Annotated in this window: 25 protein-coding genes; 11 read left to right on the top strand and 14 right to left on the bottom strand. The window is 62.8% G+C overall.

Annotated features, from left to right (window positions below; genetic code table 11):
* Nucleotides 1-34: 34 nt before the first annotated feature.
* On the bottom strand, nucleotides 35-1036 hold the full coding sequence (locus DDE76_RS12230) for an omptin family outer membrane protease (protein ID WP_104892760.1): 1002 nt from the start codon (nucleotides 1034-1036) through the stop codon (nucleotides 35-37).
* A gap of 107 nt (nucleotides 1037-1143) precedes the next feature.
* Between DDE76_RS12230 and DDE76_RS12225 the strand changes: the two genes are divergently transcribed.
* The 3 genes from DDE76_RS12225 (at nucleotide 1144) to DDE76_RS12215 (ending at nucleotide 4465) form a co-directional block, all read left to right on the top strand.
* On the top strand, nucleotides 1144-2073 hold the full coding sequence (locus DDE76_RS12225) for a tyrosine recombinase XerC (protein ID WP_104892759.1): 930 nt from the start codon (nucleotides 1144-1146) through the stop codon (nucleotides 2071-2073).
* 81 nt (nucleotides 2074-2154) lie between these two features.
* Entirely contained in the window at nucleotides 2155-3105 is a 951-nt protein-coding gene (locus DDE76_RS12220) for a DMT family transporter (RefSeq protein WP_104892758.1), read from the top strand.
* Between the two features lie 73 nt (nucleotides 3106-3178).
* Nucleotides 3179-4465 carry a hypothetical protein gene (locus DDE76_RS12215; protein ID WP_104892757.1) on the top strand — a complete coding sequence of 429 codons (1287 nt, stop codon included), beginning with the start codon at nucleotides 3179-3181 and terminating at the stop codon, nucleotides 4463-4465.
* A gap of 74 nt (nucleotides 4466-4539) precedes the next feature.
* Here DDE76_RS12215 and DDE76_RS12210 read toward each other — a convergent pair whose 3' ends face one another.
* The 6 genes from DDE76_RS12210 to sdhC form a co-directional block, all read right to left on the bottom strand.
* Entirely contained in the window at nucleotides 4540-5322 is a 783-nt protein-coding gene (locus tag DDE76_RS12210) for a succinate dehydrogenase iron-sulfur subunit (RefSeq protein WP_104892756.1), read from the bottom strand.
* A gap of 64 nt (nucleotides 5323-5386) precedes the next feature.
* Entirely contained in the window at nucleotides 5387-5674 is a 288-nt protein-coding gene (locus tag DDE76_RS12205) for a hypothetical protein (RefSeq protein ID WP_104892755.1), read from the bottom strand.
* A complete protein-coding gene (locus tag DDE76_RS12200) occupies nucleotides 5671-6099 on the bottom strand; it encodes a DUF3052 domain-containing protein (protein WP_104892754.1) in 429 nt (142 codons plus the stop codon). Before DDE76_RS12200 ends, DDE76_RS12205 begins: the two co-directional genes overlap by 4 nt.
* A 132-nt stretch (nucleotides 6100-6231) precedes the next feature.
* Nucleotides 6232-8043, bottom strand: coding sequence for a succinate dehydrogenase flavoprotein subunit (sdhA, locus tag DDE76_RS12195; RefSeq protein ID WP_104892753.1), 1812 nt, complete (start codon nucleotides 8041-8043; stop codon nucleotides 6232-6234).
* Between the two features lie 7 nt (nucleotides 8044-8050).
* Nucleotides 8051-8443 carry a succinate dehydrogenase, hydrophobic membrane anchor protein gene (sdhD, locus tag DDE76_RS12190; protein WP_104892752.1) on the bottom strand — a complete coding sequence of 131 codons (393 nt, stop codon included), beginning with the start codon at nucleotides 8441-8443 and terminating at the stop codon, nucleotides 8051-8053.
* A 1-nt stretch (nucleotide 8444) separates the two neighbouring features.
* Nucleotides 8445-8831: a succinate dehydrogenase, cytochrome b556 subunit gene (sdhC, locus tag DDE76_RS12185; RefSeq protein ID WP_104892751.1), complete on the bottom strand. Its 387-nt coding sequence runs from the start codon at nucleotides 8829-8831 to the stop codon at nucleotides 8445-8447.
* Nucleotides 8832-9163: 332 nt separating this feature from the next.
* Here sdhC and DDE76_RS12180 point away from each other — a divergent pair, with 332 nt between their 5' ends.
* On the top strand, nucleotides 9164-11191 hold the full coding sequence (locus DDE76_RS12180; protein ID WP_245891897.1) for a methyl-accepting chemotaxis protein: 2028 nt from the start codon (nucleotides 9164-9166) through the stop codon (nucleotides 11189-11191).
* 95 nt (nucleotides 11192-11286) lie between these two features.
* A complete protein-coding gene (locus DDE76_RS12175; RefSeq protein WP_104892750.1) occupies nucleotides 11287-11859 on the top strand; it encodes an NUDIX domain-containing protein in 573 nt (190 codons plus the stop codon).
* Here the strand turns inward: DDE76_RS12175 and DDE76_RS12170 are convergent.
* Nucleotides 11856-12062 carry a DUF1737 domain-containing protein gene (locus DDE76_RS12170; protein ID WP_104892749.1) on the bottom strand — a complete coding sequence of 69 codons (207 nt, stop codon included), beginning with the start codon at nucleotides 12060-12062 and terminating at the stop codon, nucleotides 11856-11858. The genes DDE76_RS12175 and DDE76_RS12170 overlap by 4 nt on opposite strands.
* Nucleotides 12063-12136: 74 nt before the next feature.
* Here DDE76_RS12170 and DDE76_RS12165 point away from each other — a divergent pair, with 74 nt between their 5' ends.
* The 3 genes from DDE76_RS12165 to DDE76_RS12155 all read left to right on the top strand — a co-directional run bounded on the left by DDE76_RS12165 (nucleotide 12137) and on the right by DDE76_RS12155 (nucleotide 13863).
* On the top strand, nucleotides 12137-12775 hold the full coding sequence (locus DDE76_RS12165; RefSeq protein ID WP_104892748.1) for a carbonic anhydrase: 639 nt from the start codon (nucleotides 12137-12139) through the stop codon (nucleotides 12773-12775).
* A 351-nt stretch (nucleotides 12776-13126) separates the two neighbouring features.
* Nucleotides 13127-13378 carry an EF-hand domain-containing protein gene (locus DDE76_RS12160; protein ID WP_104892747.1) on the top strand — a complete coding sequence of 84 codons (252 nt, stop codon included), beginning with the start codon at nucleotides 13127-13129 and terminating at the stop codon, nucleotides 13376-13378.
* Between the two features lie 155 nt (nucleotides 13379-13533).
* Nucleotides 13534-13863 (top strand): calcium-binding protein, encoded by a 330-nt coding sequence (locus tag DDE76_RS12155; protein WP_108463695.1) that lies wholly within the window; start codon nucleotides 13534-13536, stop codon nucleotides 13861-13863.
* A 34-nt stretch (nucleotides 13864-13897) separates the two neighbouring features.
* Here DDE76_RS12155 and DDE76_RS12150 read toward each other — a convergent pair whose 3' ends face one another.
* Entirely contained in the window at nucleotides 13898-14779 is an 882-nt protein-coding gene (locus DDE76_RS12150) for an EamA family transporter (protein ID WP_104892746.1), read from the bottom strand.
* Between the two features lie 168 nt (nucleotides 14780-14947).
* Nucleotides 14948-15991 carry an aspartate-semialdehyde dehydrogenase gene (locus DDE76_RS12145; RefSeq protein WP_104892745.1) on the bottom strand — a complete coding sequence of 348 codons (1044 nt, stop codon included), beginning with the start codon at nucleotides 15989-15991 and terminating at the stop codon, nucleotides 14948-14950.
* 417 nt (nucleotides 15992-16408) lie between these two features.
* On the opposite strand from DDE76_RS12145, the gene DDE76_RS12140 reads away from it, so the two are divergent.
* Nucleotides 16409-17599, top strand: a complete 1191-nt coding sequence (locus DDE76_RS12140; protein WP_104892744.1) for a BaiN/RdsA family NAD(P)/FAD-dependent oxidoreductase — start codon at nucleotides 16409-16411, stop codon at nucleotides 17597-17599.
* Between the two features lie 99 nt (nucleotides 17600-17698).
* Here DDE76_RS12140 and DDE76_RS12135 read toward each other — a convergent pair whose 3' ends face one another.
* Complete coding sequence (locus DDE76_RS12135; protein ID WP_104892743.1) at nucleotides 17699-18289, bottom strand: acyloxyacyl hydrolase; 591 nt, start codon at nucleotides 18287-18289, stop codon at nucleotides 17699-17701.
* Nucleotides 18290-18447: 158 nt separating this feature from the next.
* On the opposite strand from DDE76_RS12135, the gene DDE76_RS12130 reads away from it, so the two are divergent.
* Together DDE76_RS12130 and DDE76_RS12125 are read left to right on the top strand one after the other, a co-directional pair.
* Nucleotides 18448-19464 carry an LLM class flavin-dependent oxidoreductase gene (locus tag DDE76_RS12130; protein WP_104892742.1) on the top strand — a complete coding sequence of 339 codons (1017 nt, stop codon included), beginning with the start codon at nucleotides 18448-18450 and terminating at the stop codon, nucleotides 19462-19464.
* Nucleotides 19465-19536: 72 nt separating this feature from the next.
* Nucleotides 19537-20751 (top strand): GGDEF domain-containing protein, encoded by a 1215-nt coding sequence (locus tag DDE76_RS12125; RefSeq protein ID WP_104892741.1) that lies wholly within the window; start codon nucleotides 19537-19539, stop codon nucleotides 20749-20751.
* Here DDE76_RS12125 and DDE76_RS12120 read toward each other — a convergent pair.
* The 3 genes from DDE76_RS12120 to DDE76_RS12110 form a co-directional block, all read right to left on the bottom strand.
* Nucleotides 20741-21019, bottom strand: a complete 279-nt coding sequence (locus tag DDE76_RS12120) for a hypothetical protein (RefSeq protein WP_104892740.1) — start codon at nucleotides 21017-21019, stop codon at nucleotides 20741-20743. The two genes, DDE76_RS12125 and DDE76_RS12120, sit on opposite strands and share 11 nt — an antisense overlap.
* Nucleotides 21020-21097: 78 nt before the next feature.
* The gene (locus tag DDE76_RS12115) at nucleotides 21098-21916 is read right to left on the bottom strand and encodes a COG3904 family protein (RefSeq protein WP_245891896.1); all 819 of its coding nucleotides are present in this window, start codon (nucleotides 21914-21916) and stop codon (nucleotides 21098-21100) included.
* On the bottom strand, nucleotides 21913-23262 hold the full coding sequence (locus DDE76_RS12110; RefSeq protein ID WP_104892739.1) for a hypothetical protein: 1350 nt from the start codon (nucleotides 23260-23262) through the stop codon (nucleotides 21913-21915). Before DDE76_RS12110 ends, DDE76_RS12115 begins: the two co-directional genes overlap by 4 nt.
* Nucleotides 23263-23401 lie beyond the last annotated feature (139 nt).

Raw genomic sequence — 23401 nt, 5'->3', positions numbered from 1 at the left:
GATTCGGCCAAAGCCAAACCGTCAGGATCCGGTCTCAGAAACGCGCGCGCAGGCCGGCGGAGATGTCGAGTTGGGTAAAGGAGGCCGCCGCACCATTGCTGGAATGGGCGGTCGTGCCTGCAACGGTATTGTAGATCGCGGTATCGCCGCGCTGCTCGAACATGTGCTTGAACCGCCCGGCCAGGGTCAACTCGGCCATTGGCCCGAGTGCATAGCCTGCGTCCAGGCCCAGTTCCACGGAAGGCTGGACATAGAGTGTGTCGGTGAAGCGCAGATCGCGCATCCAGTGGTCGTCCGTGGCAACCGCCCCCACCACCAGGCCGGCTCGCATCAGGCCGCCGACGCGAAGCTTGCCATAATATTGTTCGCCATCGACGCCGACAAAGACCTCAGGCATTTGCTGCCGATAGGAAATGGCCGGCGCCCCATCAGCAAAATTGCCGATGTCGTCGCGCAAGGTCCCGCTGGTGCTGTAAACATATGAGCCGCCAAAGGCGTCCCACTTCACATCGGTATATTGAAAGCCGCCATGCATGCGGATGACCGCATCCTGGACATTGGCAAGTTCGTAGCCAATGCTGGCCGAACCCGTCCAGAAATGGGCGAGATGGGTATCGGGATGCTCGGACCGGTGCGTCCAGTTTTCGAAAGTGTCGTCACCTGCAAGCCAGTCATAATCCACCATGTGGGAGTTTCCCCGTATGGCAGCGCTCCCCTCCGCTGAAATGCTGATGCCATGCCCCAGATCGGCTGAAACACTGCCACGCAGGATCGGCGCCGTGGTCTGCCAGATCAGCTTGCTGACCCGGTAGTCACCTGCATAGACGAATTCATTGCCCTCAAGATAGGTCGCGCCCAGACTGGCCCGAAGCCGCAGGGTGCCATCCACTGATTCGGCCGACACCGACTTTGCACCGTGAAGCGGCATGCCAGACCCGCCAGAGAACTGGGGATCGTAAAATCCCAGATCCACGGCGCTCGCGGGAGCGGCCATGACTGCAGCAACGAGGACACCGAGATAAAGACGCGCACCCATGGCAATCCTCCTGTCTTTGCGCGCTACAATATTGCTATCAAGGTTAAGTCCAGGTTTACCATGAATATTGAGCCGGCATTCACCATGACTGGCGCAGTCTGGCCTGTATGACCGACAGCGCCTTTGCCACCGATGAATTTGTCCGCGCCCGTATCGACGCCTGGCTGCGCGAATTGGGGTCGGTGCGGCGTCTGGCGCCCAAGACGCTTGAGGCCTATGGCCGGGATCTGGGCCAGTTCATGGGCTTTCTCTCCGGCCATATGGGCGGGCCGGTGACACTTGATTCTCTCAAGACGCTACGCGGCGCCGATATTCGCGCCTTCATGGCCAAACGCCGCAGCGAAAGCCTGGGCTCGCGCTCCCTGGCGCGCGTACTCTCGGCCCTCAAGAGCTTTTTCGGTTTTCTCGAGCGCGAGGGCACACTGGCCAGTGACGCGCTCAATGTCATTCGTACCCCGAAAATCCCGCGCTCCCTGCCCAAGGCCTTGAGCGTGGTGGAAGCAAAAAAGACCATTGCCACCACCGACGAGATCGAAGACCGCCCCTGGGTTGCAGCGCGCGACATGGCCGTCATTTCGCTTTGCTATGGCGCAGGCCTGCGTATTTCCGAAGCGCTGGCGCTGACCAAGGCGGATCTGGAAGCCGATACGCTTCGGGTCACCGGCAAGGGCGGCAAGGTGCGCATGGTACCGCTGATCGCCCCGGTCCGGCAGGCCATCGACAGCTACCTCTCGCTGGCGCCGTTCAAGCTTTGGCCGGAAGAGCCCCTGTTCCGCGGCGTGCGCGGCGGCGTGCTCTCGCCCCGGCTGATCCAGTTGCGCATGGCCCAGTTGCGCGGGGCCCTGGGCCTGCCGCCCTCGGCCACGCCCCACGCGCTCCGGCATTCCTTCGCCACGCACCTGCTGGGCAAGGGCGGCGATTTGCGCGCCATCCAGGAATTGCTGGGCCATGCCAGTCTCTCCACCACCCAGATCTACACCGCCGTCGATACCGAGCACCTGCTCGAGAGCTATGCCAAGGCCCATCCGCGCGGCTGAACCCGAGTAGACGGATTTGCCGCGATCCGGCTTTCAAAGCGCGGGGGCGCAGCCTAATGCTGGGTCAAAGGACTTTCTCCGATGCCCACCGGACCGACCAGCACCGCACCTGCCATCGACACGATCGGCTATGGCCTGGCCTTTGTCGGGGCCGCCCTGTTCTCCACCAAGGGCATCTTCATCAAGCTCGCCTTCGCCCAGGGCGTTTCGACCGAGGCCACGCTGGCCCTGCGCATGCTGGTGGCCCTGCCGGTCTATCTGGTGATCCTGCTCTCTTTGTTGCGGCGCAATCCGCAATTGCGGCCTCTGATCACGCCTAAGCGCCTGCTCGCCACCATGGCAGTCGGCATATTGGGCTATTATGTCGCCAGCTATCTCGATTTTGCTGGTTTGGCCTTTGTCACCGCCCAGTATGAGCGGCTGGTGCTGTTCACCTATCCATTCTTCGTGCTGCTCTTTGGCGTGCTGTTCTTTGGCGACCGCATGAGCTGGAACCTGCTGCCGGCCATGGGCCTGAGCTATGGCGGCCTGCTGGTGATCTTTGCCTGGAACCTCACCGTGCGGCCCGAAGGGCTGTTTGTTGGCACCGCCCTGGTGCTGGGATCGGCCATCACCTTCGCTTTCTACCAGCACCTGGCCAAGCGGCAGATGCTGGTTCTGGGCTCGGCCCTGTTCACCTGCATCGGCATGTCGACCGCCGCTTTGCTCGCCATTGGCCAGAGCCTGGTGGTCGACGGGGCGCAAAGCTATTTCCACTACAATGCCGAGGTTTGGTTTCTCGGTCTGATGCTGGGCATTTTCGGCACTGTCCTGCCCTCTTTCCTGCTCAATGCCGGCATTGCCCGCATCGGCGCCCGCGCGACCTCGTCGACCGCCTCATTCGGCCCGATCGTCACCATCGTCCTGGCCGTTTTCATCCTGGGCGAGGAATTCACCCTGTTCCACGCTGCTGGCACGGCCATGGTGCTGGCCGGCTCCTGGCTGTTCGCCCGGCGCGAAACGGCCAATCGCGCCAGGCTGGCCGAGCTTTAGCACTTCTGGCCGCCACAAAGCCGCGTTAAGGTGCGCACAACAGGGTGGCAAACGCGTTGAGGGAGAACGAGCAATGCGCACAATCAACAAGGGGTTGGCCGCGTCCAGCCTGGTCCTGATCCTGGTTGCGGGCCTGCCAGCGCCGGCCTTTGCGCAATCGGCCGGCGATATCGACTTCGGCGACGACAGCTCACAATGGGCCAATGATGGCGAATGCGACGATCCGCGCTTTGCCGGCGAGGGGATGGCCAGCGAACTGGTCGACGCAGACCTCGCGCGCGATGCCACCGACTGCCGGACCTTGTTCGAGGCCGGCTCCATCACCCTGACCGCGCCGGACACCGGCGACAGTGCCGATATCTCCGCCATCGACTTTGGCGATGATACGTCCGATTGGGCCAGGGATGGCGAGTGCGACGACCCGCGCTTTGCCGGCTCAGCCATGGCCATCGAGCTCGAAGACATCGATATCGGACGCGACGCCACGGACTGCCGCGCCGCCTATGAGGCAGGCAACATCACCCTGGTGGGCGAAAGCGATCCGGCCATGCTCGGCGATATCGACTTTGGCGATGACACCTCTGAATGGGCCAACGATCTGGAATGCGACGATCCGCGCTTTGCCGGAGATGGCATGGCCAGCGAGCTCTCAGACACCAACATCCTGCGCGACGCCACAGACTGCCGACAGGCCTATGAAGATGGCACCATCACCCTGGTCGACCCCGATGCCCCTCCGGTCACCGCACCGGTCACCACGGTTCCGGCCAGCATGCTCGAACAGATCGCCGCCCGCATCGATTTTGGTGATGATAGCGGCACCTGGGCCAATGACGGGGAATGCGACGACCCCGACTTCACCGGCCCTGGCGTGGTCACCGACCCGATCGATGCCGACCGCCTGCATGATGCCAGCGATTGCCGCGCCGCGTTCCTGGCCGGCACCGCCACGCTGAAATCCACCGCCGGCGCGGTCGGTGCCTTCGACTATGGTTCGGATACCTCCGAATGGGCCAATGACGGCCAATGCGATGACTGGCGCTTCACCGGCCCTGGCATGGCCAAGAAGCTGTCCAGCACCGACGTGATGGCCGATGCCACCGACTGCCAGAACCTTGAAGCCAATGGCGAGGTTTCCATCAAGCCGGTCTATATGCCCGACTATGTGCTTGGCGCCCCCTATGACAGCAGTGGCGTGGTGTTTGGCGACAACAGCTCGTCCTATGCCGATGACGACATTTGCGATGATCCGCGCTTTGAAGGTCCGGGCACGGCGACAACGCTGCTCGACAGCGACAGCGAACGCGACGCCGCCGATTGCCGGGCCCTGTTCGAGGCCGGCAAGATCACGCTGCGCTAAGGCAATCAAGCCACTGAATGCAAAAACGGCGGGGCTGAACCCCGCCGTTTCTTGTGTCAGCGCTGGTCGGCCGATCAGGCAGCCTTGCGCTCCACCATCATCTTCTTGATCTGTGCAATCGCCTTGGCCGGGTTCAGCCCCTTGGGGCAGACCTTGGCACAGTTCATGATGGTGTGGCAGCGATAGAGCTTGAAAGGGTCTTCGAGGTTGTCGAGACGTTCGGGCTGGGTTTCATCACGGCTGTCGATCAGCCAGCGATAGGCCTGCAGCAACGCCGCGGGGCCCAGATATTTCTCGCCATTCCACCAATAGGACGGGCAGGAGGTCGAGCAGCAGGCGCACAAAATGCACTCATAGAGCCCGTCGAGCTTGGCGCGGTTTTCGACCGACTGTGTCCATTCCTTTTCCGGCGTGGGCGAGGTGGTCTTGAGCCAGGGCTCTATGGCCCGGTGCTGGGCATAGAAATTGGTCAGGTCCGGCACCAGGTCCTTGACCACCGGCATATGCGGCAGCGGGTAGATCTTGATCGGGCCGGAGCTGTCGTCCATGCCCTTGGTGCAGGCCAGGGTGTTGAGCCCGTTGATATTCATCGAGCAGGACCCGCAAATGCCCTCGCGGCAAGAGCGCCTGAGCGTCAGGGTCGGGTCGGTGTTGTTCTTGATGTAGAGCAGGGCATCCAGGATCATCGGCCCGCAATTGTCGAGGTCGACAAAATAGGTGTCGATCCGCGGATTGTCCGCCTTGTCCGGATCATAGCGATAGATATGGAATTCGCGCAGGCGCGTCGCCCCTTCCGGCTTGGGCCAGGTCTTGCCCTTCTGCGGCTGATCGGCCTTGCGCAACGTCAGTTCGGCCATTTTCTCGCTCTTTCCTTCTCAACATCGGGGTCGCGGACCCCAAGGCATTTCTGGTGTCACCGGCTCAGTAGTTCGGCTTGCAGACCTGGTTCGACCGGGCGACGTAGGTATTGTAGGCATCATAATCGGCGGCGGCAGGCGACCCGCCCTTCATCGAGGCGATCACCACGCCCATGAAGCGCTCGTCGATCAGGGTCATGGCCGCATCCGCCTTGCAGCGGCACAACTCGGCATTCTGAGAAATGCCCACGCAGACGGCATAGAACTCATCCTTCTGGGCGGCCGTGGGTGCGGCAGCGAATGCTGACGGTGTCAGCAGCAGCAGCGGCAACAGGGCAAGCAAGCGCTTCATCTCAGCTCCTTGCGGATAACAAGCTTAAGTCCGGACCAGGTTTGATCCACGGCACAGACCTTGATGTCTACCAACCCGATCGGCAGCACCAGGGTGCGAATCACGTCCTCGGTGATGTCCGTAACGACCTTGGCTGCCTTCTTGGGCCAACTCACCCAGATCATCCCGTTGCGGGCAATCATTTCCATCAGGGGTTTCGCCAGATCCTCAAGGACGGCGCGGGTCGTGGTGAAGAGATGGATCACGTCATAGCCGGGCACCAGGCCCGCCATTTGCTTGGCGTCAACGCAATGCGCTTCAGCAAAGGCACGTGAGCTTGCCAACGCCGTCAGCGTTTCAGGCAGATCGATGAACAGCACACGCTGCCCATCCTTGAGCCCCAGTTTCTGCGCTAGTGGCGTGCCCGAATAGCCCGTGTCACTCATTTGCGCACCTTTTCGGCGGGCGCCCCGGACGAAGGCGCAGATGCTGGCTTGGCGACAGGCGCCGTTGGCACCGCGTCGCTGCGACGACCATCATAGCTGCGTTCTTCACACAGGTGGCACATCGCCTCCCCCCTAATAGACGCGCGCCTTGGGCGCGATCTTTTTCAGGTCGATGCCGCCCTGCTCGAGCGGGGTCAGCGGGTCTACGATCACCGGGCGGTAGCCCAGCTCCACCGCGCCCGAGGCCACATCCACTGTCGCCAGTGTATGCTTGCGCCATTCCACGTCGTCGCGATTGGGGAAATCCTCATGCGCATGGGCACCGCGGCTCTCATGGCGGGCCTCGGCGCTCACAACCGTGGCAATGGCGCAGGTCATCAGGTTTTCCAGCTCCAGCGTCTCCACGAGGTCCGAGTTCCAGATCAGCGAGCGGTCGGTCACCTTGACGTCGGGGAGGCGAGAAAAGATCTCGCTCATCGCCTTGACGCCGTTCTTGAGCGATTCCGAAGTGCGGAACACGGCGGCATCGGCCTGCATGGTGTGCTGCATTTCATCGCGCAGCTTGGCGGTCGGCTGCGAGCCATTGGCATGGCGGAGCCGGTCGAAACGGGCGAGGATTTTCTCGTCCTCGCTCTTATTGATCCCCGGCACCGGCGCGGCCTTGTCGAGCACCTTGCCGGCCCGCAAGGCGGCGGCGCGGCCAAAGACCACAAGGTCGGTCAGCGAGTTCGAACCCAACCGGTTGGCGCCATGCACCGAGGCGCAGGCCGCTTCGCCGACGGCCATCAGGCCCGGCACGATGCGGTTCGGGTCGTCGGCAGTCGGGTTGAGCACTTCGCCGTGATAGTTCGCAGGAATGCCGCCCATATTGTAGTGCACTGTCGGCAACACCGGGATCGGCTCTCGGGTCAGATCCACCCCGGCGAAAATCTTGGCACTCTCGGTGATGCCCGGCAGGCGCTCATGCAGCACCTTGGGATCGAGGTGATCGAGGTGCAGGTAAATGTGGTCCTTCTTGGGGCCCACGCCCCGGCCCTCGCGGATTTCGAGCGTCATGCAGCGGCTGACCACGTCGCGCGAGGCCAGGTCCTTGGCATTGGGGGCGTAGCGCTCCATGAAGCGCTCGCCTTCCGAATTGGTGAGATACCCGCCCTCGCCGCGCGCACCTTCGGTGATGAGCACGCCGGCGCCGTAGATGCCGGTGGGGTGGAACTGCACGAATTCCATGTCCTGCAGCGGCAGGCCGGCGCGCGCCACCATGCCATTGCCATCGCCGGTGCAGGTATGGGCCGAAGTGGCCGAAAAATAGGAACGGCCATAGCCGCCGGTGGCCAGCACCACCATCTTGGCGCGGAACCGGTGCAGCGTGCCATCATCAAGCTTCCAGGCCATCACGCCCTGGCACTCGCCATTCTCGCCCATGATCAGGTCGAGCGCGAAATATTCGATGAAGAACTGCGCGTCATTGCGCAGGCTCTGGCCATAAAGCGTATGCAGGATCGCGTGGCCCGTGCGGTCCGCGGCAGCACAGGTACGCTGCACCGGCGGGCCATCGCCAAACTCGGTCATGTGGCCGCCAAACGGGCGCTGATAGATCTTGCCCTCTTGGGTGCGGCTGAACGGCACTCCATAATGCTCGAGCTCATAAATCGCCGCCGGAGCCTCGCGCGCCAGATATTCCATGGCGTCATTATCGCCCAGCCAGTCCGACCCCTTGACGGTGTCGTACATGTGCCACTGCCAGCTATCGGGGCCCATATTCTGCAGCGAAGCGGCAATCCCGCCCTGCGCCGCAACAGTGTGCGAGCGCGTGGGGAAGACCTTGGTGATGCAGGCAGTGTTGAAACCCTGCTCGGCCATGCCCAGCGTCGCGCGCAGCCCGGCGCCGCCGGCCCCCACCACCACAACGTCGAATTCGTGGTCGATCAGTTCGTATTCAGCCATTTTTCGATCAACCCCAGAAGACGATTTTGAGCACGGCGCCGGCGCCCAGAAGCGCCACGGCAAGGCAGAACAGCGTGTTGAGCAGCATGGCCAGACGATAGAGCGAGCCGGCGAGGTAATCCTCCAGCGTATCGCGCATGCCATTGCGCATATGGATCGCAGCAATCGCGATCAACCCAGCAAAGGGAATGCCGACAAACCAATTGCTCAGCAGCCCCACCACATCGGCGCGGTCCTGTCCGGCCAGGCGCACCACCACGAACAGCAGCAGCAAAAGAAAGGCAATATTGATCGCCCCGGTCAGCCGCTGGGTGATGAAATGCCGGGTCGAGGCCTTGGCATCCCCGTAATGGGTCTTGGGATCGGCAATGGTCTCTGTCGTTATCACGGTGTCACGCATATCAGGCCATCCACACGAAAACGGTCCAGATCAGGAGGGTGATGACCACCGAGGCGACGAGCGTGGCCCAGGCCATCCTGTCGCGCTGGCCCGGCTCCATCATCACGGCGAAATCCCAGACGAAATGCCTTAGGCCGCCGCACATGTGATGCACCAGGCTCCAGGTGAAGCCGAACAGCACCAATTGGCCGAACCAGCTCCCATAGATGTAGTTGACGCTGGTCAGCGCATCCTGGCCGATGGCCGCGGCAACCAGCCAGATGGCCAGCAGCGCCATGCCGCCATAATTGGCGATGCCGGTGGCACGGTGGATGATGGACATCGCCATGGTGACGGTCCAGCGGTAGATTTGCAGATGCGGTGAAGTGGGGCGGGCTCTGACCGACATGGGGCGTTCCGGGGCCTTTCCTGATGCGGCGCTGTGCCGCGTCCAGTTTGGAATGGTTCGAACCTTTAGCGCCCATTTGTTACCAAATTAAAGCCCTTTGGCGGCCCAGACAGGCAAGTTTCGGCGCAATCCGCACTTTGTTCGTATAGCGCACAGCATGTTCGAGATGCGAAGCGCCTTCGCGCGGCCGGCACACAAGTTCCAACCATTCTGGAGAGGACATTCGGCAAAAAAACCGCCCGCTCACGCTTCCGTGTTCGATCATCGGCCATATGGTAAACAATTATTAGCCGCCTCCGTGGAACTTATGAGTCGACTACGGAGAATTCCCAATGCCCCTGTTTGCCAGCGTCAAATCCCGCATCTATGCCGCCTTTGCCGGCGTCACCGTCATCATCCTTGTCGTCGGCGCCATGTCGATCTTCATGATGGCCTCGGCCGGAAACCTGTTCGGCCAGTATCAGTTTGCGGCCCAGCAATCCCAGGAAATCAATGACTATGTCCGCGACGTGGAGACCTTGCGGCAGGATTTTGAGACCTATCTTCGCGCCCCGTCTGCCGCCGGCGAGGCGCGGGTCCGCGAAATGATCCTGGATGTCGGCACCACGGACGCGGACGGCTACGCCTTCTTCCTGCACGACCCGGTCTCCGTGGCGGCAATCGATGAGGTGACGCTGCAATCTCAGGCCTATGACACGGTCTTCACCGATCTGGTCGCCGCCCTTGGCGATGGCACCCCGGCCCAGGACATCCCCCAGGCCGGCGAGCTGCGTGCGCTGGGGGAACAGATGAGCGTGCTCTACAACGAAATGTCGGATCGGGCCAAAGAGGCGCAGAGCACGCTGGGCCCGCAGATCGTCGACCAGCAACAGCTCCAGTTCTACATTATCGTGGGGGTCAGCCTTGTCGGCCTGATCGCCGGCATCGCGCTGGCAGTCATCACCGCCCGCTGGCTCAGCGGCGCCTTTGCCAATCTGACCTCGATCATGCGTATGCTTGTCGAAGGCAATTACGAGATTGCCATTGCCGGCATCAATGACCGTAACGAGCTCGGCGAGATGGCACGGGCGCTTGAGACATTCCGCAGCAACGGTCAGCAAATGGCCGCGGCCGAAGCCGAAAAGGCTGCCCATGTCAGCCAGACTCAGGCACGCGCGGAAATGATGGCCCGCTTCCAGTCCACATTCGACGGGGTCATTGCCCAGGCCATGCGGGGCGACTTCTCCGGTCGCATTGACGAGCGCTATGACGATCCGGAAATCGACCGCATTTCCGACAATCTCAATGCCATGCTCGGCTCTGTCGAAGAGGCGCTGGGTGAGGCTGAGCAGGTGCTTGACGCCCTGGCCCGCGCCGATCTGCGCCAGCGCATGCTGGGCGCCTATGCCGGGGCCTTTGACCGCCTCAAGACCTCGACAAACAACGTGGCCGACAAGCTGGCCGACATGGTCACCGAACTGCGCGACACCTCGCGCGCCCTAAAGACCGCCACCAGCGAAATCCTTTCTGGCGCCAACGACTTGTCCGAACGCACCACGCGCCAGGCTGCCACCATCGAGGAAACCTCGGCCACCATGGAGCAGATGGCCTCCACCGTCTCGCTCAATGCCGACCGCGCTCGCGAAGCCAGCGCCAGCACCGACAAGGTGACCCAGGTGGTCCAGGCCAGCAGCGCCGTGATGGACGAGGCAACCAGCGCCATGAGCGCCATCGAAACCTCTTCGGGCAAGATTTCCAATATTATCGGGCTGATCGACGACATCGCCTTCCAGACCAATCTGCTTGCGCTCAACGCCTCGGTCGAGGCGGCGCGCGCTGGCGAGGCGGGCAAGGGCTTTGCCGTTGTCGCCGTGGAAGTCCGGCGCCTGGCACAGAGCGCCGCCGAAGCCTCCTCCGAGGTCAAGGCATTGATCGAGCAGAGCGCCGGCGAAGTGCGCAACGGCACCCGGCTGGTGGCCGATGTGGCCGGGCGCCTCGCCGAGATCATCGAGGGCGTCAAGCAGACCGCAGGCGTCATGGAAACCATTGCCAGCGACAGTCAGGCCCAGGCCTCCGGCATTGCCGAGGTCAATGTCGCCGTTCGCCAGATGGACGAAATGACCCAGCACAATGCCGCGCTGGTGGAAGAAATGAACGCCTCGATCGAGCAGACCGAAGGCCAGGCCACCAAGCTCGATACGATTGTTGCGACCTTTACCCTCAGCACGGCCAAATCGCCCACTCAGCAGCCCCGTGCCGTCCCCGCTTCCGGCAATGCCGCGGCCAAGCCGGACGATGCCCGCGGTCTCCTGGGCAAGGTGCAAAAAGCCGCCAAGGCCTATTTCGGCGGCGCGGCCGCCGAGGACTGGAACGAGTTCTAGGATTTGTCACCGCAAGACACGCGATAGTCTCCAGCCACGCTTTTCATCGCACCAATGAAGGTTTATGCGGTCCCTGCATTCTTCGCGGGGACCGCATGATTGATCGCATATCCATTATTGGCGCCAAGCTGCTGGTGAAGAATTGGGGCACCCTGTCCAATGTGACGCTCGACTACCGGCACAAATCGGGCACAGTGCAGCGGCTTGAACGCGAAGTCTACGACCATGGTAGCGCCGCGGCCATGCTGCTGCACGACCCCGAACGCGATACGGTCCTGCTGGTCCGCCAGTTCCGCCTGCCGCCTCTGCTCAACGGGGACGCGCCCGACCTGCTCGAGGTTTGCGCCGGCCTGCTCGATGGCGAGGCGCCGGCCATTGCGGCGGCCCGCGAGGCGCTTGAGGAAACCGGACACGAGCCCAAGGGCGTCCGGCATGTCTGCGACATCTATGCCTGCCCCGGCTCGTTGACCGAAAAGGTGAGCCTGTTCATTGGGGCCTATGACCAGGGCACGCTACGCCATGCCGGTGGAGGCCTCGAACATGAAGGCGAAGAGATCGAGCTGGTGGAACTCGATTTCCCCGAGGCCCTGGCCATGATCCGCGATGGCCGCATCGTCGACGCCAAGACCATCATCCTGCTCCAGCACCTGGCGCTGCAGCGCGCCTAATAGTCGACCAGCTTCTTGTCCGGATCATAGGGCTGGTCCTTGGCGGTGCGCGTCACCGCCTGGCCGCAGCGCATTTTCTTGGACACCGCGTCATAGGCATAGGTCGGACCGCCATGGAGCTGCCATCCCTCGGACAGCGCCTTGGTGACCTTGTGGCAAAAAGCACTGTCATCCTCGCCTGTGAGCAATCGGTAGATCAGCATGAATACCCCCGTTTGTGCTGGCGCCCCAACGCCGGTGATTGATCTTCTCGCCTCTTACAGCTAATCGAAACGACATGCACAGCTTTCCTCAGCACCTTCTCGATGGCCACGCCAATTTCATGTCCGGTCGCTATGCCCGGGAGAAAGAACGCATTCGCGATCTGGCCGAAACAGGCCAGAAACCGACCACGCTGATCATCGCCTGCTGCGACAGCCGCGCGGCGCCCGAAATGATCTTCGATGCGGGCCCCGGTGAACTCTTCGTGCTGCGCAATGTGGCCAATCTGGTGCCGATCTACCAGCCCGACGGTGGGCAGCACGGCACCTCGGCCGCCATTGAATTTGCCATCAAGGGGCTTTCGGTGTCCAACATCGTGGTGATGGGACATGGCCGTTGTGGTGGCATCAAGGCCGCGCTCGATCCGCACATGAAGCCGCTCGACAGCGGCGACTTCATCGGCAAGTGGATGAGCATGCTGGGCGATCTGCCCGGCCAGTTGGGCCAGAATACCGGAATGACAGATGCCGAGCGCCAGACTGCCATGGAGCGGATATCGATCCGGAATTCCATCCGCAATCTGCGCACCTTCCCTTACGTCAAATCGCTCGAAGACAAAGGGCAACTGGCGGTGCACGGCGCCTGGTTCGACATTTCGACCGGCGAATTGTGGATCATGGATAATAATGGCGACTTCATCCGCCCGGTGCTCTGAACGCTGCCACCGACGCATCGACACGCATAACCCGCGCGCTTGATTTGTGTACGGCCGCTTGTCCCGCTTTTGCCCCAAACTTGCACTGGCCCCGCCGCAATCGTGAGCACTAGAGCGGCGCGAAATGCTGCGCAGAGGCGGTCTTTCACGCTTTCGTGATTACCAAAGGCCCGGATCACAAGCACCTCACAGCGCCCGAAAAATGCCCCCGAATGGGTCCGGCTGCGCCCTTCTGCCAGCCATCACCGGCCACAATGCCCAGCGATTGTCTGTCTCACGGAACGCCAATCAGCGCTCCGCCGGCCGGGATGTCCCCAGCCGTTTCTGACACAATCAACATGGAGCAGTCCCATGCAGAAGATCGTCCTCACCTCGCTGTTTGCCCTCGGCCTGACCGGCGCCGCCCTGGCCCAGGCCGCCACCGACTTCGTGGCCGTCGATACCGATATGAATGGTGGTGTGTCGCTGACCGAGGCCCAGGTTGCTTGGCCGGATCTGACCGAAGACGCCTTCACCGCCGCTGACACCGATGGCAATGGCGAACTTTCGGCCGACGAATATGACGCTCTGGTGGCCGCTACCGCTGCTCCGGCCGCCGAGTAAGGCCCGACCTGTCCCGCAGAACGACGGTCGCACCCTCCCTACTCCGGCCGGCGGCTCCGAAATTACGGGACACCCAGCCGGTCACCCCAGTCGTCACGGGGTGGCCGCGGCTTTGAAAACAGGGGTGAAGACACCCCGATCTGGAGAATACTGCCATGAACAAACTTGCCCTGGGTCTGATGGCCCTGACCTTTGTTGCCACCCCGGCACTGGCCCAGACATCAATGACCTTTGCCGATGTCGATCTCGACGCCAGCGGCGAGCTCAGCTTTGCCGAACTGCAAGCGGCCTGGCCCGACCTGACACAGGACGAATTCACCGCCGCCGACATGGATGCCAATGGTAGTCTGAGCGCCGATGAAGTCGCTGCCCTGCAGCCCACAACCCTGCCGGCCCCGGCCCCGATGGACGGAGGCCCCATGGATGGAGGCATGAGCGCACCCGCCGAAGTCCCCCAGTCGCTCTCCGACACTGTCGAAGACTGACGGACGAAGGCCGCCACGCGCGGCCTTCTCCCCCCTAGTCGAGCCGGATCGGCGGCTCGCTCTTTTTCGCCTTGCGCAGGGTCACGATCAGCCCGCAGATCACCAGCAAGGCGCCCAGCACCTCGATCCGCGTGATCGTCTCGCCCAGCACCAGATATCCCGAGGCCAGCCCGGTAATCGGCACCAGCAAGGTGAACGGCGCCACCACCGAGGCCGGATGCCGGCCCAGAAGCCAGCTCCAGATGCCCCCGCCCAGCAGCGTGGCCGGATAGGCCAGGAACACGATCAGCCCCGCATCGCTCCAGGAAAAACCTGCCAGCGCGTCCGCGACCGCCGGCCAGCCCTCGGTCAGCAGCGACAGGGCCAGCAAGGGCACCGGCGCCGCCAGCACCCCCCAGACCGTGAACGACACCGCATTGACCTTGCCCGCCTTCTTGGTCAGCACATTGGCCACACCCCAGCTCAGCGCCGCCAGCAGCACCAGCCCCAGCGGCAACAGATTGGTGGCCTCCAGCCGCTCCGAGGCAATCACCGCAATCCCGGCAAAGGCAATCCCCGCCCCGATGATCTGAAACCGGCTCGGCCGTTCGCCCAGCAGCACAAAAGCGATCACCATGGTGAAAAAGGCCTGCGTCTGCAGCACCAGCGAGCTCAACCCCGCCGGCATGCCCCAGGCCAAAGCCAGGTTGAGAAAGCCATAAAGCGCTACACCAAAGGCCAGGCCGAAGGAAATGACCACCCAGGCCGGCGCCTTGGGGGGACGGACGAACAGCACTGCCGGAAAAGCGGCCGCCGCAAAACGCAACGCCGCCGCCAGGATCGGCGGCAGCGCTTCCACGCTCAGCTTGATGACAACGAAATTGAAGCCCCAGATGGCGACGACCAAAAGGGCGAGAAGGATATGGCGGATTGGCATGCAACTGAGGTCCGGTAAGACGTCGCTTGTACGCCCGGTCCCTCTCCCTCTCAAGGCCGCAAGGCCGCAATCCGTCCATGCATCAACGCAACCGGCCTCCCCAAAGGGAGGCCGGTCGCAAGGGTCAATTCCCTGTTCCCCTTTCGTCGGGGAAAGGGATAGTCAAGCTCAGGCCGCCAGCGCGCGGGCCTTGTAGCCCTTTTCAATCAGCGTCTCGGCAATCTGCACCGTATTGAGCGCCGCGCCCTTGCGCAGATTGTCGCTGACCACCCACAGCACCAGGCCATTTTCCACCGTCGTGTCCTCGCGGATGCGGCTGACAAAGGTGTCGTACTCACCAACGCTTTCCACCGGGGTCGCATAGCCACCCGCCTCGCGCTTGTCGATCACCGATACGCCCGGGGCCTCGCGCAGGATGTCGCGGGCCTCATCGGCACTGATCGGATTGGCAAATTCGAGATTGACCGCTTCGGAATGCCCGACAAACACCGGCACGCGCACGGCAGTGCAGGTCACCTTGATCTTGGGGTCGAGCATCTTCTTGGTTTCGGCCAGCACCTTCCACTCTTCCTTGGTGTAGCCGTCTTCCATGAACACATCGATATGCGGGATGACGTTGAAGGCGATCTGCTTGGGGAACTTGCCCGGGGTCGGGCTGTCATTGACGAAGATGCCCTTGGTCTGGTTCCACAGCTCATCCACGCCTTCCTTGCCGGCGCCCGAGACCGACTGATAGGTCGACACCACCACGCGGGTGATCCTGGCCGCGTCATGCAGGGGCTTGAGGGCCACCACGAGCTGCGCGGTCGAGCAATTGGGATTGGCGATGATATTGGTGCGCTTGGGGTCGGCCAGCCAGCGATCCAGGATATCCCCGTTCACTTCCGGTACCACCAGCGGCACGTCCGAATGATAGCGCCAATAGCTCGAATTATCGATCACGATGGCGCCGGCAGCGGCAATCTTGGGGCCCCACTCCTTGGAGATCGAGCCACCCGCCGACATGATGGCGAAGTCGACCGTCGAAAAGTCGAAATGCTGCAGGTCCTTGGCCTTGAGCACCTTGTCGCCATAGGACAATTCCCTGCCGATCGAGCGTGACGAGGCCAGTGCAAAAACCTCGTCGGCCGGGAACTTGCGCTCGGCCAGAATATTGAGAACTTCGCGGCCCACATTGCCTGTGGCCCCGACGACAGCGACGCGATAACCCATAATGGAACTCCGGTTCCTTACCATTTTCGCCCCCCGCACGATGGCAAGCCATCGCGGTCAATGCTTTTGCGCCTCTCCCCGTCGGGAGTGCGACCCGGGGAAAAGCGTCAGGCGGTTTTGGTGGTTTTGGTCATGGCCGGCATGCCCCCGGTGGTGAACCGGGTGGTGGCAAGAGCTGCTTTGATGCTGCTGCGGCTGCGCATGACGAACTAGGCTTCCTCTAGAAAAGCAGGACTTCTCATACTCCGAAATAGGAAAGAGTCAATGTTCTTGCCGAACGGTCGCCGGCCCGCCCGGTCCATGCCTGGGCTTGATCCGGGCCCCATTTGCAGCGCATACCGCCTCCAGAATGCGCCACCAAACCGGTCCGGGTGCAGCAGGCCAGCCGTCTCTGCCGGCGCAAAGGAAACTGACAACATGCCCGATTTCGACGTCATCGTTCTGGGAGCAGGCGCCGCCGGCATGATGGCGGGCATCGAGGCCGGCAAACGGGGCCGCAAGGTACTGGTTGTCGACCATGCCCGCGATCCGGGTGAAAAGATCCGCATTTCAGGCGGCGGACGTTGCAATTTCACCAATGTGAATGCGACTCACACCTTTGGCCGCGAGCGGTTCCTCGGCCAGAACCCGCGCTTTGCGCTCTCCGCGCTCTCCCGCTATACCCCCGAAATGTTCATTGCCCGGGTCAAAAAGCAGGGCATTGCCTATCACGAAAAGACCCTTGGCCAGCTTTTCTGCGATGGTCCGGCCACCCAGATCGTTTCGATGCTGACCAATGATCTGCGCGCCGCTGGCGCCGCGATCTGGACCGGACGCGAGGTGGGCAGCATCGAAAAGGCCACTGATGGCTTTGATGTGATGATCGGGGACGGGCGGGTGACAGCCTCCAGCCTGGTCGTGGCCACCGGCGGCAAATCCATTCCCAAGATGGGCGCGACGGGCCTGGCCTATCAGATTGCCCGCCAGTTCGGCTTGGCCGTTACCGACACAAGGCCGGCCCTGGTGCCGTTGACCTTCGAGCCGGGCGCGCTCGAGCAGTTGAAGCCCCTGGCCGGCGTGTCGACCAATGCCGTGGTCGGTCACGGCAAGACGCGGTTTGAAGAAGCCCTGCTCTTCACCCATCGCGGACTTTCCGGTCCCGCCATTTTGCAGATCTCGTCCTATTGGCGCGATGGCGACGCCATTTCGGTCGATCTGCTGCCCGGCCAAGACGCACTTGAGCTGTTCCGGGCCGCGCGCAAGGCCACACCAAAACTGCATCTCCAGACAGTGCTGAGTGACAAGCTGCCCCGGCGCCTGGCCCAGCTTGTGGGCGAGCTGATCGACCAGCCCGGCATGATTGGCGATCTGTCCGACAAGAAGCTGATGGCCGCCGCCGAGCAGGTTTCAAACTGGCGCCTCAAACCGGTCGGCTCGGAAGGCTACCGCACCGCCGAAGTGACGTTGGGCGGCATCGACACCACCGGGCTCGACGCCAAAACCATGGCGGCGCGGGACGTGCCGGGCCTGTTCTTCGTCGGCGAAGCGGTGGATGTGACCGGCTGGCTGGGCGGTTACAATTTCCAGTGGGCCTGGGCCTCGGGCTGGGCTGCGGGCCAGGCCGCCTGAAACAGCGCGCGGAAAACTGAGAACCGGTTTCCCGCACGAAGCTATGCCATCTCAAGCAGGCAGAGCGTACGATCCGATCCCGTCGGATCGCCCGGCGCTCTAGAACTTCCAGCCCAACCGTAGTCCGAAATTGGACAGCCCATCATTGGCTGCGCACCAGCCATTATTGGACGTGTGTTCGTAGGTCAGCGTGGCGGTGGCGTTCTCGCTCATATTCACGCCCACCCCCCAGCGTTCGTAGAAATTGACCCGGCAGCCGAAGTTCTGCCGGCCCGGCGCCGCCCCGGTCAGCGCGCCATCATGAATGGCGGCCCCGAGCCCTGCTTCGAGATAGATCGGCGTATCGAAAATCGGCAATTGCCAGGTCAGATTGGCATGCACCAGGCTGTCGCGCCCGGCAAAACTGATCGTGGTGCCGATCTCGGGGCGCGGCGCACCAATCCAGCGGAAGGCATCGATATCGGGGGAAGTGAACAGGACGTCGAAGCTGACATCTTCGACATCGCCCAGATCCCATTCATGCACCAGGAATGGCAGCGCGGCGTGATGCACGCGATGCGCATGCAAACCGATGCGCAATTCGTCCACGACACCGGCCAGCGGATGCGGATCGAGCAAGTCCTGCGCCGCAGCCGGGCCAATCGACAGGCCGATCAGGCTCCCCAGGACAAGACCAATCCACTTCTTCATCTGCTACTCCCGCAACCGAAGCGCATAGAGCCACCCACAATGGCGTGAGTCAATCAGCCCGCAACGGCATCCATGGCAACAAAATTAGCCCGCAAACCTTGACGCATGGTTCTATCATCGTGATCTACCGATCATACAATCTCATGCGAAAGTCATTCATGCCCGCTCCTTTTACGCTCTCCTTGCAGGATCTCGCGCCCATTGCCCAGGGCACCTCAACCCAACAGGCCATGACCGAAACCGTCCTGCTCGCGCGCGAAGCCGACCGGCTGGGCTATACCAGGCTCTGGTATGCCGAACATCATGGCATGCCCTCGATTGCCTCTTCGGTTCCTGAAATCCTGATTGCCAGCGCCGCCGCCGCCACAACCGGCATGCGCGTCGGCTCGGGGGGCGTCATGTTGCTCAACCACGCGCCTTTGCGCATCGCCGAAGCCTATCGCACGCTCGCCGCACTGCATCCGGGACGCATTGATCTCGGACTGGGCCGCGCACCCGGCGGCGACGGCTATGCCATGCGGGCCCTCAAGAGCGGCAGCGGGGAGGAATTCTCCAGCTATCTGGCTGAACTGATGGCGTTTGACGAGGACAGCTTTCCGCCAGACCACCCCTTCTCGCGTGTGCCGGTATCCCCTGGCGGCATCACCCTGCCGCCCAAATGGCTGCTGGGCTCTTCAGGCGCCAGCGCCCAGGCCGCCGGCCAGCTCGGTTTCGGCTATGCCTTTGCCGCCCATTTCAGCCATACCCCGGCCGCGCCGGCCTTTGCCGCCTATCGTGATGCCTTCCAGCCGTCACCGGACTTTCCCGAGCCAAAGACCATTCTGTGCCTCTCGGCGATCTGCGCGCCCACCCAGGAAGAGGCAGAATTCCTTGCAACCTCGCAGGCGGTGAGCTGGGCCCTGTTTGTCACCGGCGAACAGCGCGATCTGATGCCGCCCGAAGAGGCCGCCGCCCGCGTGCTTTCGCCGCAGCAGCAACAGGTCATCGAGCATCAGTCCTCGCTCTGGCTGGTGGGAGACCCGGACCATCTGGCCGCCACCATCACCGAAAAGGCCCACGCCGCCGGGGCCGACGAGGTGATGATCACCACCACCATTTACGACTATGCCCTGCGCCGTCGCTCTTTTGCCCTTCTGGCAAACTCACTGGGCATTGCCCCCCGGCAGGATCAATAAGTGGCGATCATTAACCTCGCGTTCTGCCCGCGCCTCTAGCATCGCCCGGGTTCGAACCTTGGTACAATTGCCATGAGCGCTGCAGCCTTCGTGCTGGCCATAAACCTGTTTATCGCGGGGATTTTTGCCACCGCCTTCGGCGTCGTCGCTGCCTATCAGCGTTCGGCGCTCGGCGCGCGCTGGCTGGCCTTTGCCTACGGGCTTGGCATGGTCAATGTCTCACTTGAGTTCATCCTGCCGTTTCAGGACGACCATCGCCTGGTCAGCTTTGGCATTTTCGCGGTGTTTCTGTTCGCGCTGGCGGGCTGTGTCGTTGGCCTGGCCCATCACTACCGCATCCGCCCGCCCTGGACGCTGCTGGCCCTTGCCGTCATTGCCTCGCTGCTGGTCAATTTCGCCATCCTTGAAATGCCGCGCGCCAGCTTTGTCCGCAATCTGCTCTATCAGGCCCCCTATGCACTGGTGCAGGCGATTGGCGTCGGCGTGATCCTGGCCAACAAGCGCAAGGGCGCGCTCGACCTGGCCTTGCTGGTCATCTATTTCATCTCGGCCTTGCACTTTCTGGCCAAGCCGGTCCTGGCCATGGCCATCGGCTCGGGCGCCGCGCCGCAGGCCTATATCGGTTCGACATATGCCGCTGTTTCCCAGACCGTTGGCGCCGTGCTGCTGATTGCCAATGGCCTGATGATGCTGCTCATCATCGTGCGCGATGTCATGGCCGACATGACCGCACGCTCGGAAACCGACACGCTGTCCGGCCTGCTCAATCGCCGCGGCTTTGAAGATCGCGGCGAGAACGCCCTGACCCTGGCCGCGCGATCAGGCGTGCCTGCCGTGATGATCGTGGCCGATCTCGATCATTTCAAGCAGATCAACGACACCTACGGTCATGCCACCGGCGACAAGGTCATTGCCGCCTTCGCCGCGGTCCTGGAAGAATGCGCGGCTCCACATGCCGTCCTGGGTCGCCTGGGAGGTGAAGAGTTCGGCGCTTTCCTGCCCGGTGCCAATCTGAACACCGGCAAGCTCTATGCCGAAACTGTTCGCCACGCCTTCCGCAGCCTGCCCTCGGATGCAACCGGTCTGCGGGATCCCGCCTCCGCCTCGTTCGGTGTAGCCCAGCTCATGCCTTACGACCATCTCGCCGACCTGCTGCGCCGTGCTGACGGCGCGCTTTACGAGGCCAAGAACGAAGGACGCGATTGCGTCCGCATGGCCATGCCGACGCCCGCGCGCAAGCCGGAGAGCCCAAATATGGCGGATCGCAGCGACCGCTTCAGTTCATAGCCTGCCGCGAAACCAGCTCGCAATCGCCGGTCGGATCGACCCGCAGCGCCAGGTTTTGACGGTCCAGTTCCGCCAGCCAGGCGGTCCAGGAACACGGGCTCATGCCCGCATCGACCCGGCCTTCGCTTTGCTGCGCGAACCGCAATTTGAGCTGGGCCCGTTCCTCACCGAACCGGTCGCGCACCCGGGCAATCGCTGGCCGTCCGCTTCGGTCGGTGACCCAGTTCTGGATATCCCGATGCCGGGTCAGCATATGGGTCTGCTTCATCTCTGGCCTCCTCACCTGCCATAGTCTTAGCCTTGCGCGCGAAACGGGCCGGTCCTCCACCGGTTCCCCCTCGCCCGTTCAATTCTCCATCCACTCGGTGACGAGAACATAACGTTCCATCTCTTCAGGAGAAAAGTAGTAGAGCCGGTCTGGCGGCGTCTCCAGCGCATGCAGCCAGAGCGCCGGGTCCACTCCGGTTTCGCCCAGGTGCCGGGTGATCTCGGCCGTCGCAGACTGTGCATCCGCCATCGCCACCCCGGCCACGCTGAGTGCATCGAGCGGGGTTGCGCTCAGCGCCGCCGCATAGATCTGGTGCACGCCGATGGCGGCCTCGCGCCCGGCTATCCGCTGTGCGCCCGAGGCAAAAACGATCGGGCAGGAGGACGCGCAAAGCGCCCCATCCGGCACCTGTGTGTTGAGACCATGTTCCAAGATCTGGCGCCCCATTTGCAGGGCATCGTCCACCGAGCCGCCGGGCGAATCCAGCAGCACGGTTGACACATACTCGCCTCTTTGCGCGATCTCCTGTGCAAATCTGGTCGCCGCGCCCGGATCGATGGTTCCGGTCAGGCGCAGCACCCCGCCCGTGGTCAATTCGATCCGCAAGGGATCATCGAGCAGCTCCGGCGACGTATCCAGCGCAGGCCGCGCCCGCCCGCCCCCATCTTCGGTAGACGCCGGGGGCAGAATGGGTTGCGGGCTATAGGTCAGCGCTTCGGGCGCATTGGCACTCAACTCGCGGTAATCGACAAACAGCACGCCCATCGTGCCCGCGAGCAGAGCAAAGAACGCAAAGCGCAGGATCGCTCCATCTTCGATGCGCGCAAGCCTGCTGACCACATGCCGATGGAACGGGCTCGCATCGCTGGCGGCGCGGGCATTGGCCTCGGACTTCATGCCTGGCGCGGTCCATCGCCACGCTTACGCTGCGCCGCCTCGATCGGGGTCACGGTCCCCTCTTCGGTGGTGGCCACTGCGTCTGGGACACCTTCGTCCGGGGGCGCAACATTTTGTTCATCTTGCACCCCCAGGACCTCTGCCGCTTCGGCCGCGCCCTCGGCCTCCATGCGCTTGTAAAGCGCCATGGCCCGCAGCATTTCCGCCGCCGTGATCGTCTCGGCTTCCTTGAGTGACTCGGCCTCGCGCCGCATCGCGTCATTGACGATCATCAGCACCAGCACCAGCACAACCGGCAGCAAATCAATGGAAATCGCCCCGGCCCACGAGGGCACAAAATCGCTCCAATAGCGGATCACCGCTTCCGCCGAAGAGAGCGGCACGAACCGCCGCTGCTCGACCGGGGGCGTGGCCAGGATTTCCTCGGCCGCGGCCACCAGCGCCGCCGATTGGGCATCGACCGAACTTTGCACCGTCGCCATGACCTGGTTCTGCCGCACCGCCAGATCGCCCACACGGCCATCGGCCACCGGCGCGATGAAGCCCGCAGACAGGTCGGTTGCCGCGCGCTTGACAGAGGCCGCGACGTCCGTCTGCTGCAATGCCGCAATCACCGCGGAAAGCTGCACCGCCTCGGCCTGGAAGGCATCCGAGCGCGGCTCAATCTGCCCCGGCGTCGAGACCAATTCGCGCATTGTCGCCAGCCGTTCTGACCCTTGGGCGAACAGGCCGGACACGTCTTCACGCGAGCCGGAAATCGTGCCGGCAAGCTGGGTCATCTGCTGGCTCATCTGGGTGAGCAATTGCACCACGCTGCCCGACCCTTGGGTCCCGGTCAGGGCCCCGCTCTCGCGCTCATCCTGTGCCAGGGCAGAGAAGCGGGCCGAAGCGCGCTCTACATCGGGCAACAGGCTTTGACTGGCCAGCGCATTGGCATGGGCCTGGTCGAGGTCCTCGGCATAGCCCTGCAGCGTGACCGCCATGTGCTGCTCAAGCGCGGCCGATCCCGCCAGCGCCGCCGCATTGAGCCATGAACTCATGGCAATGATCATCACAGACCCCACCAGCATGGTGAGAAACAGGCTGATCCGCTGCACCCCGCTGACCACCAGCGGAATAAAGCGCATCATATACGTCCAGAAGGCGTAGATCGCGACCGACACCGCGGCCGAATAGATGATGGCGGCAAAGAACACGAAGCTCGCCGAGCCATCGAGCAGGCCCCTGACCCCAAGATAGGTATAGACTCCCGAGGCCAATGCCAGCACGGCCAGGGCAAACCGGCTCATGGTTTCGACGCCGCGCGCGGTTTCGTGCAGGCGGAAGGCATTTGGCTTGAGCTGCATGGACGGCCCCAACATCGATTGCGGCCCCAATCGGGCCTTTAACCCCAGGTTAACACAAGCTTGTCGGCTAAACCGAGGCAGCATGCGTAAGGGTTAATCGAAGCACGATGACATCTCGGTGATCTCGTCCTTGCCTCAC

It is taken from the genome of Devosia indica, assembly GCF_003056405.1.
Lineage (GTDB): Bacteria > Pseudomonadota > Alphaproteobacteria > Rhizobiales > Devosiaceae > Devosia > Devosia indica.
Note: the sequence above shows the minus strand (reverse complement) of the source record. Positions and strands in the feature narration are given on the sequence as shown.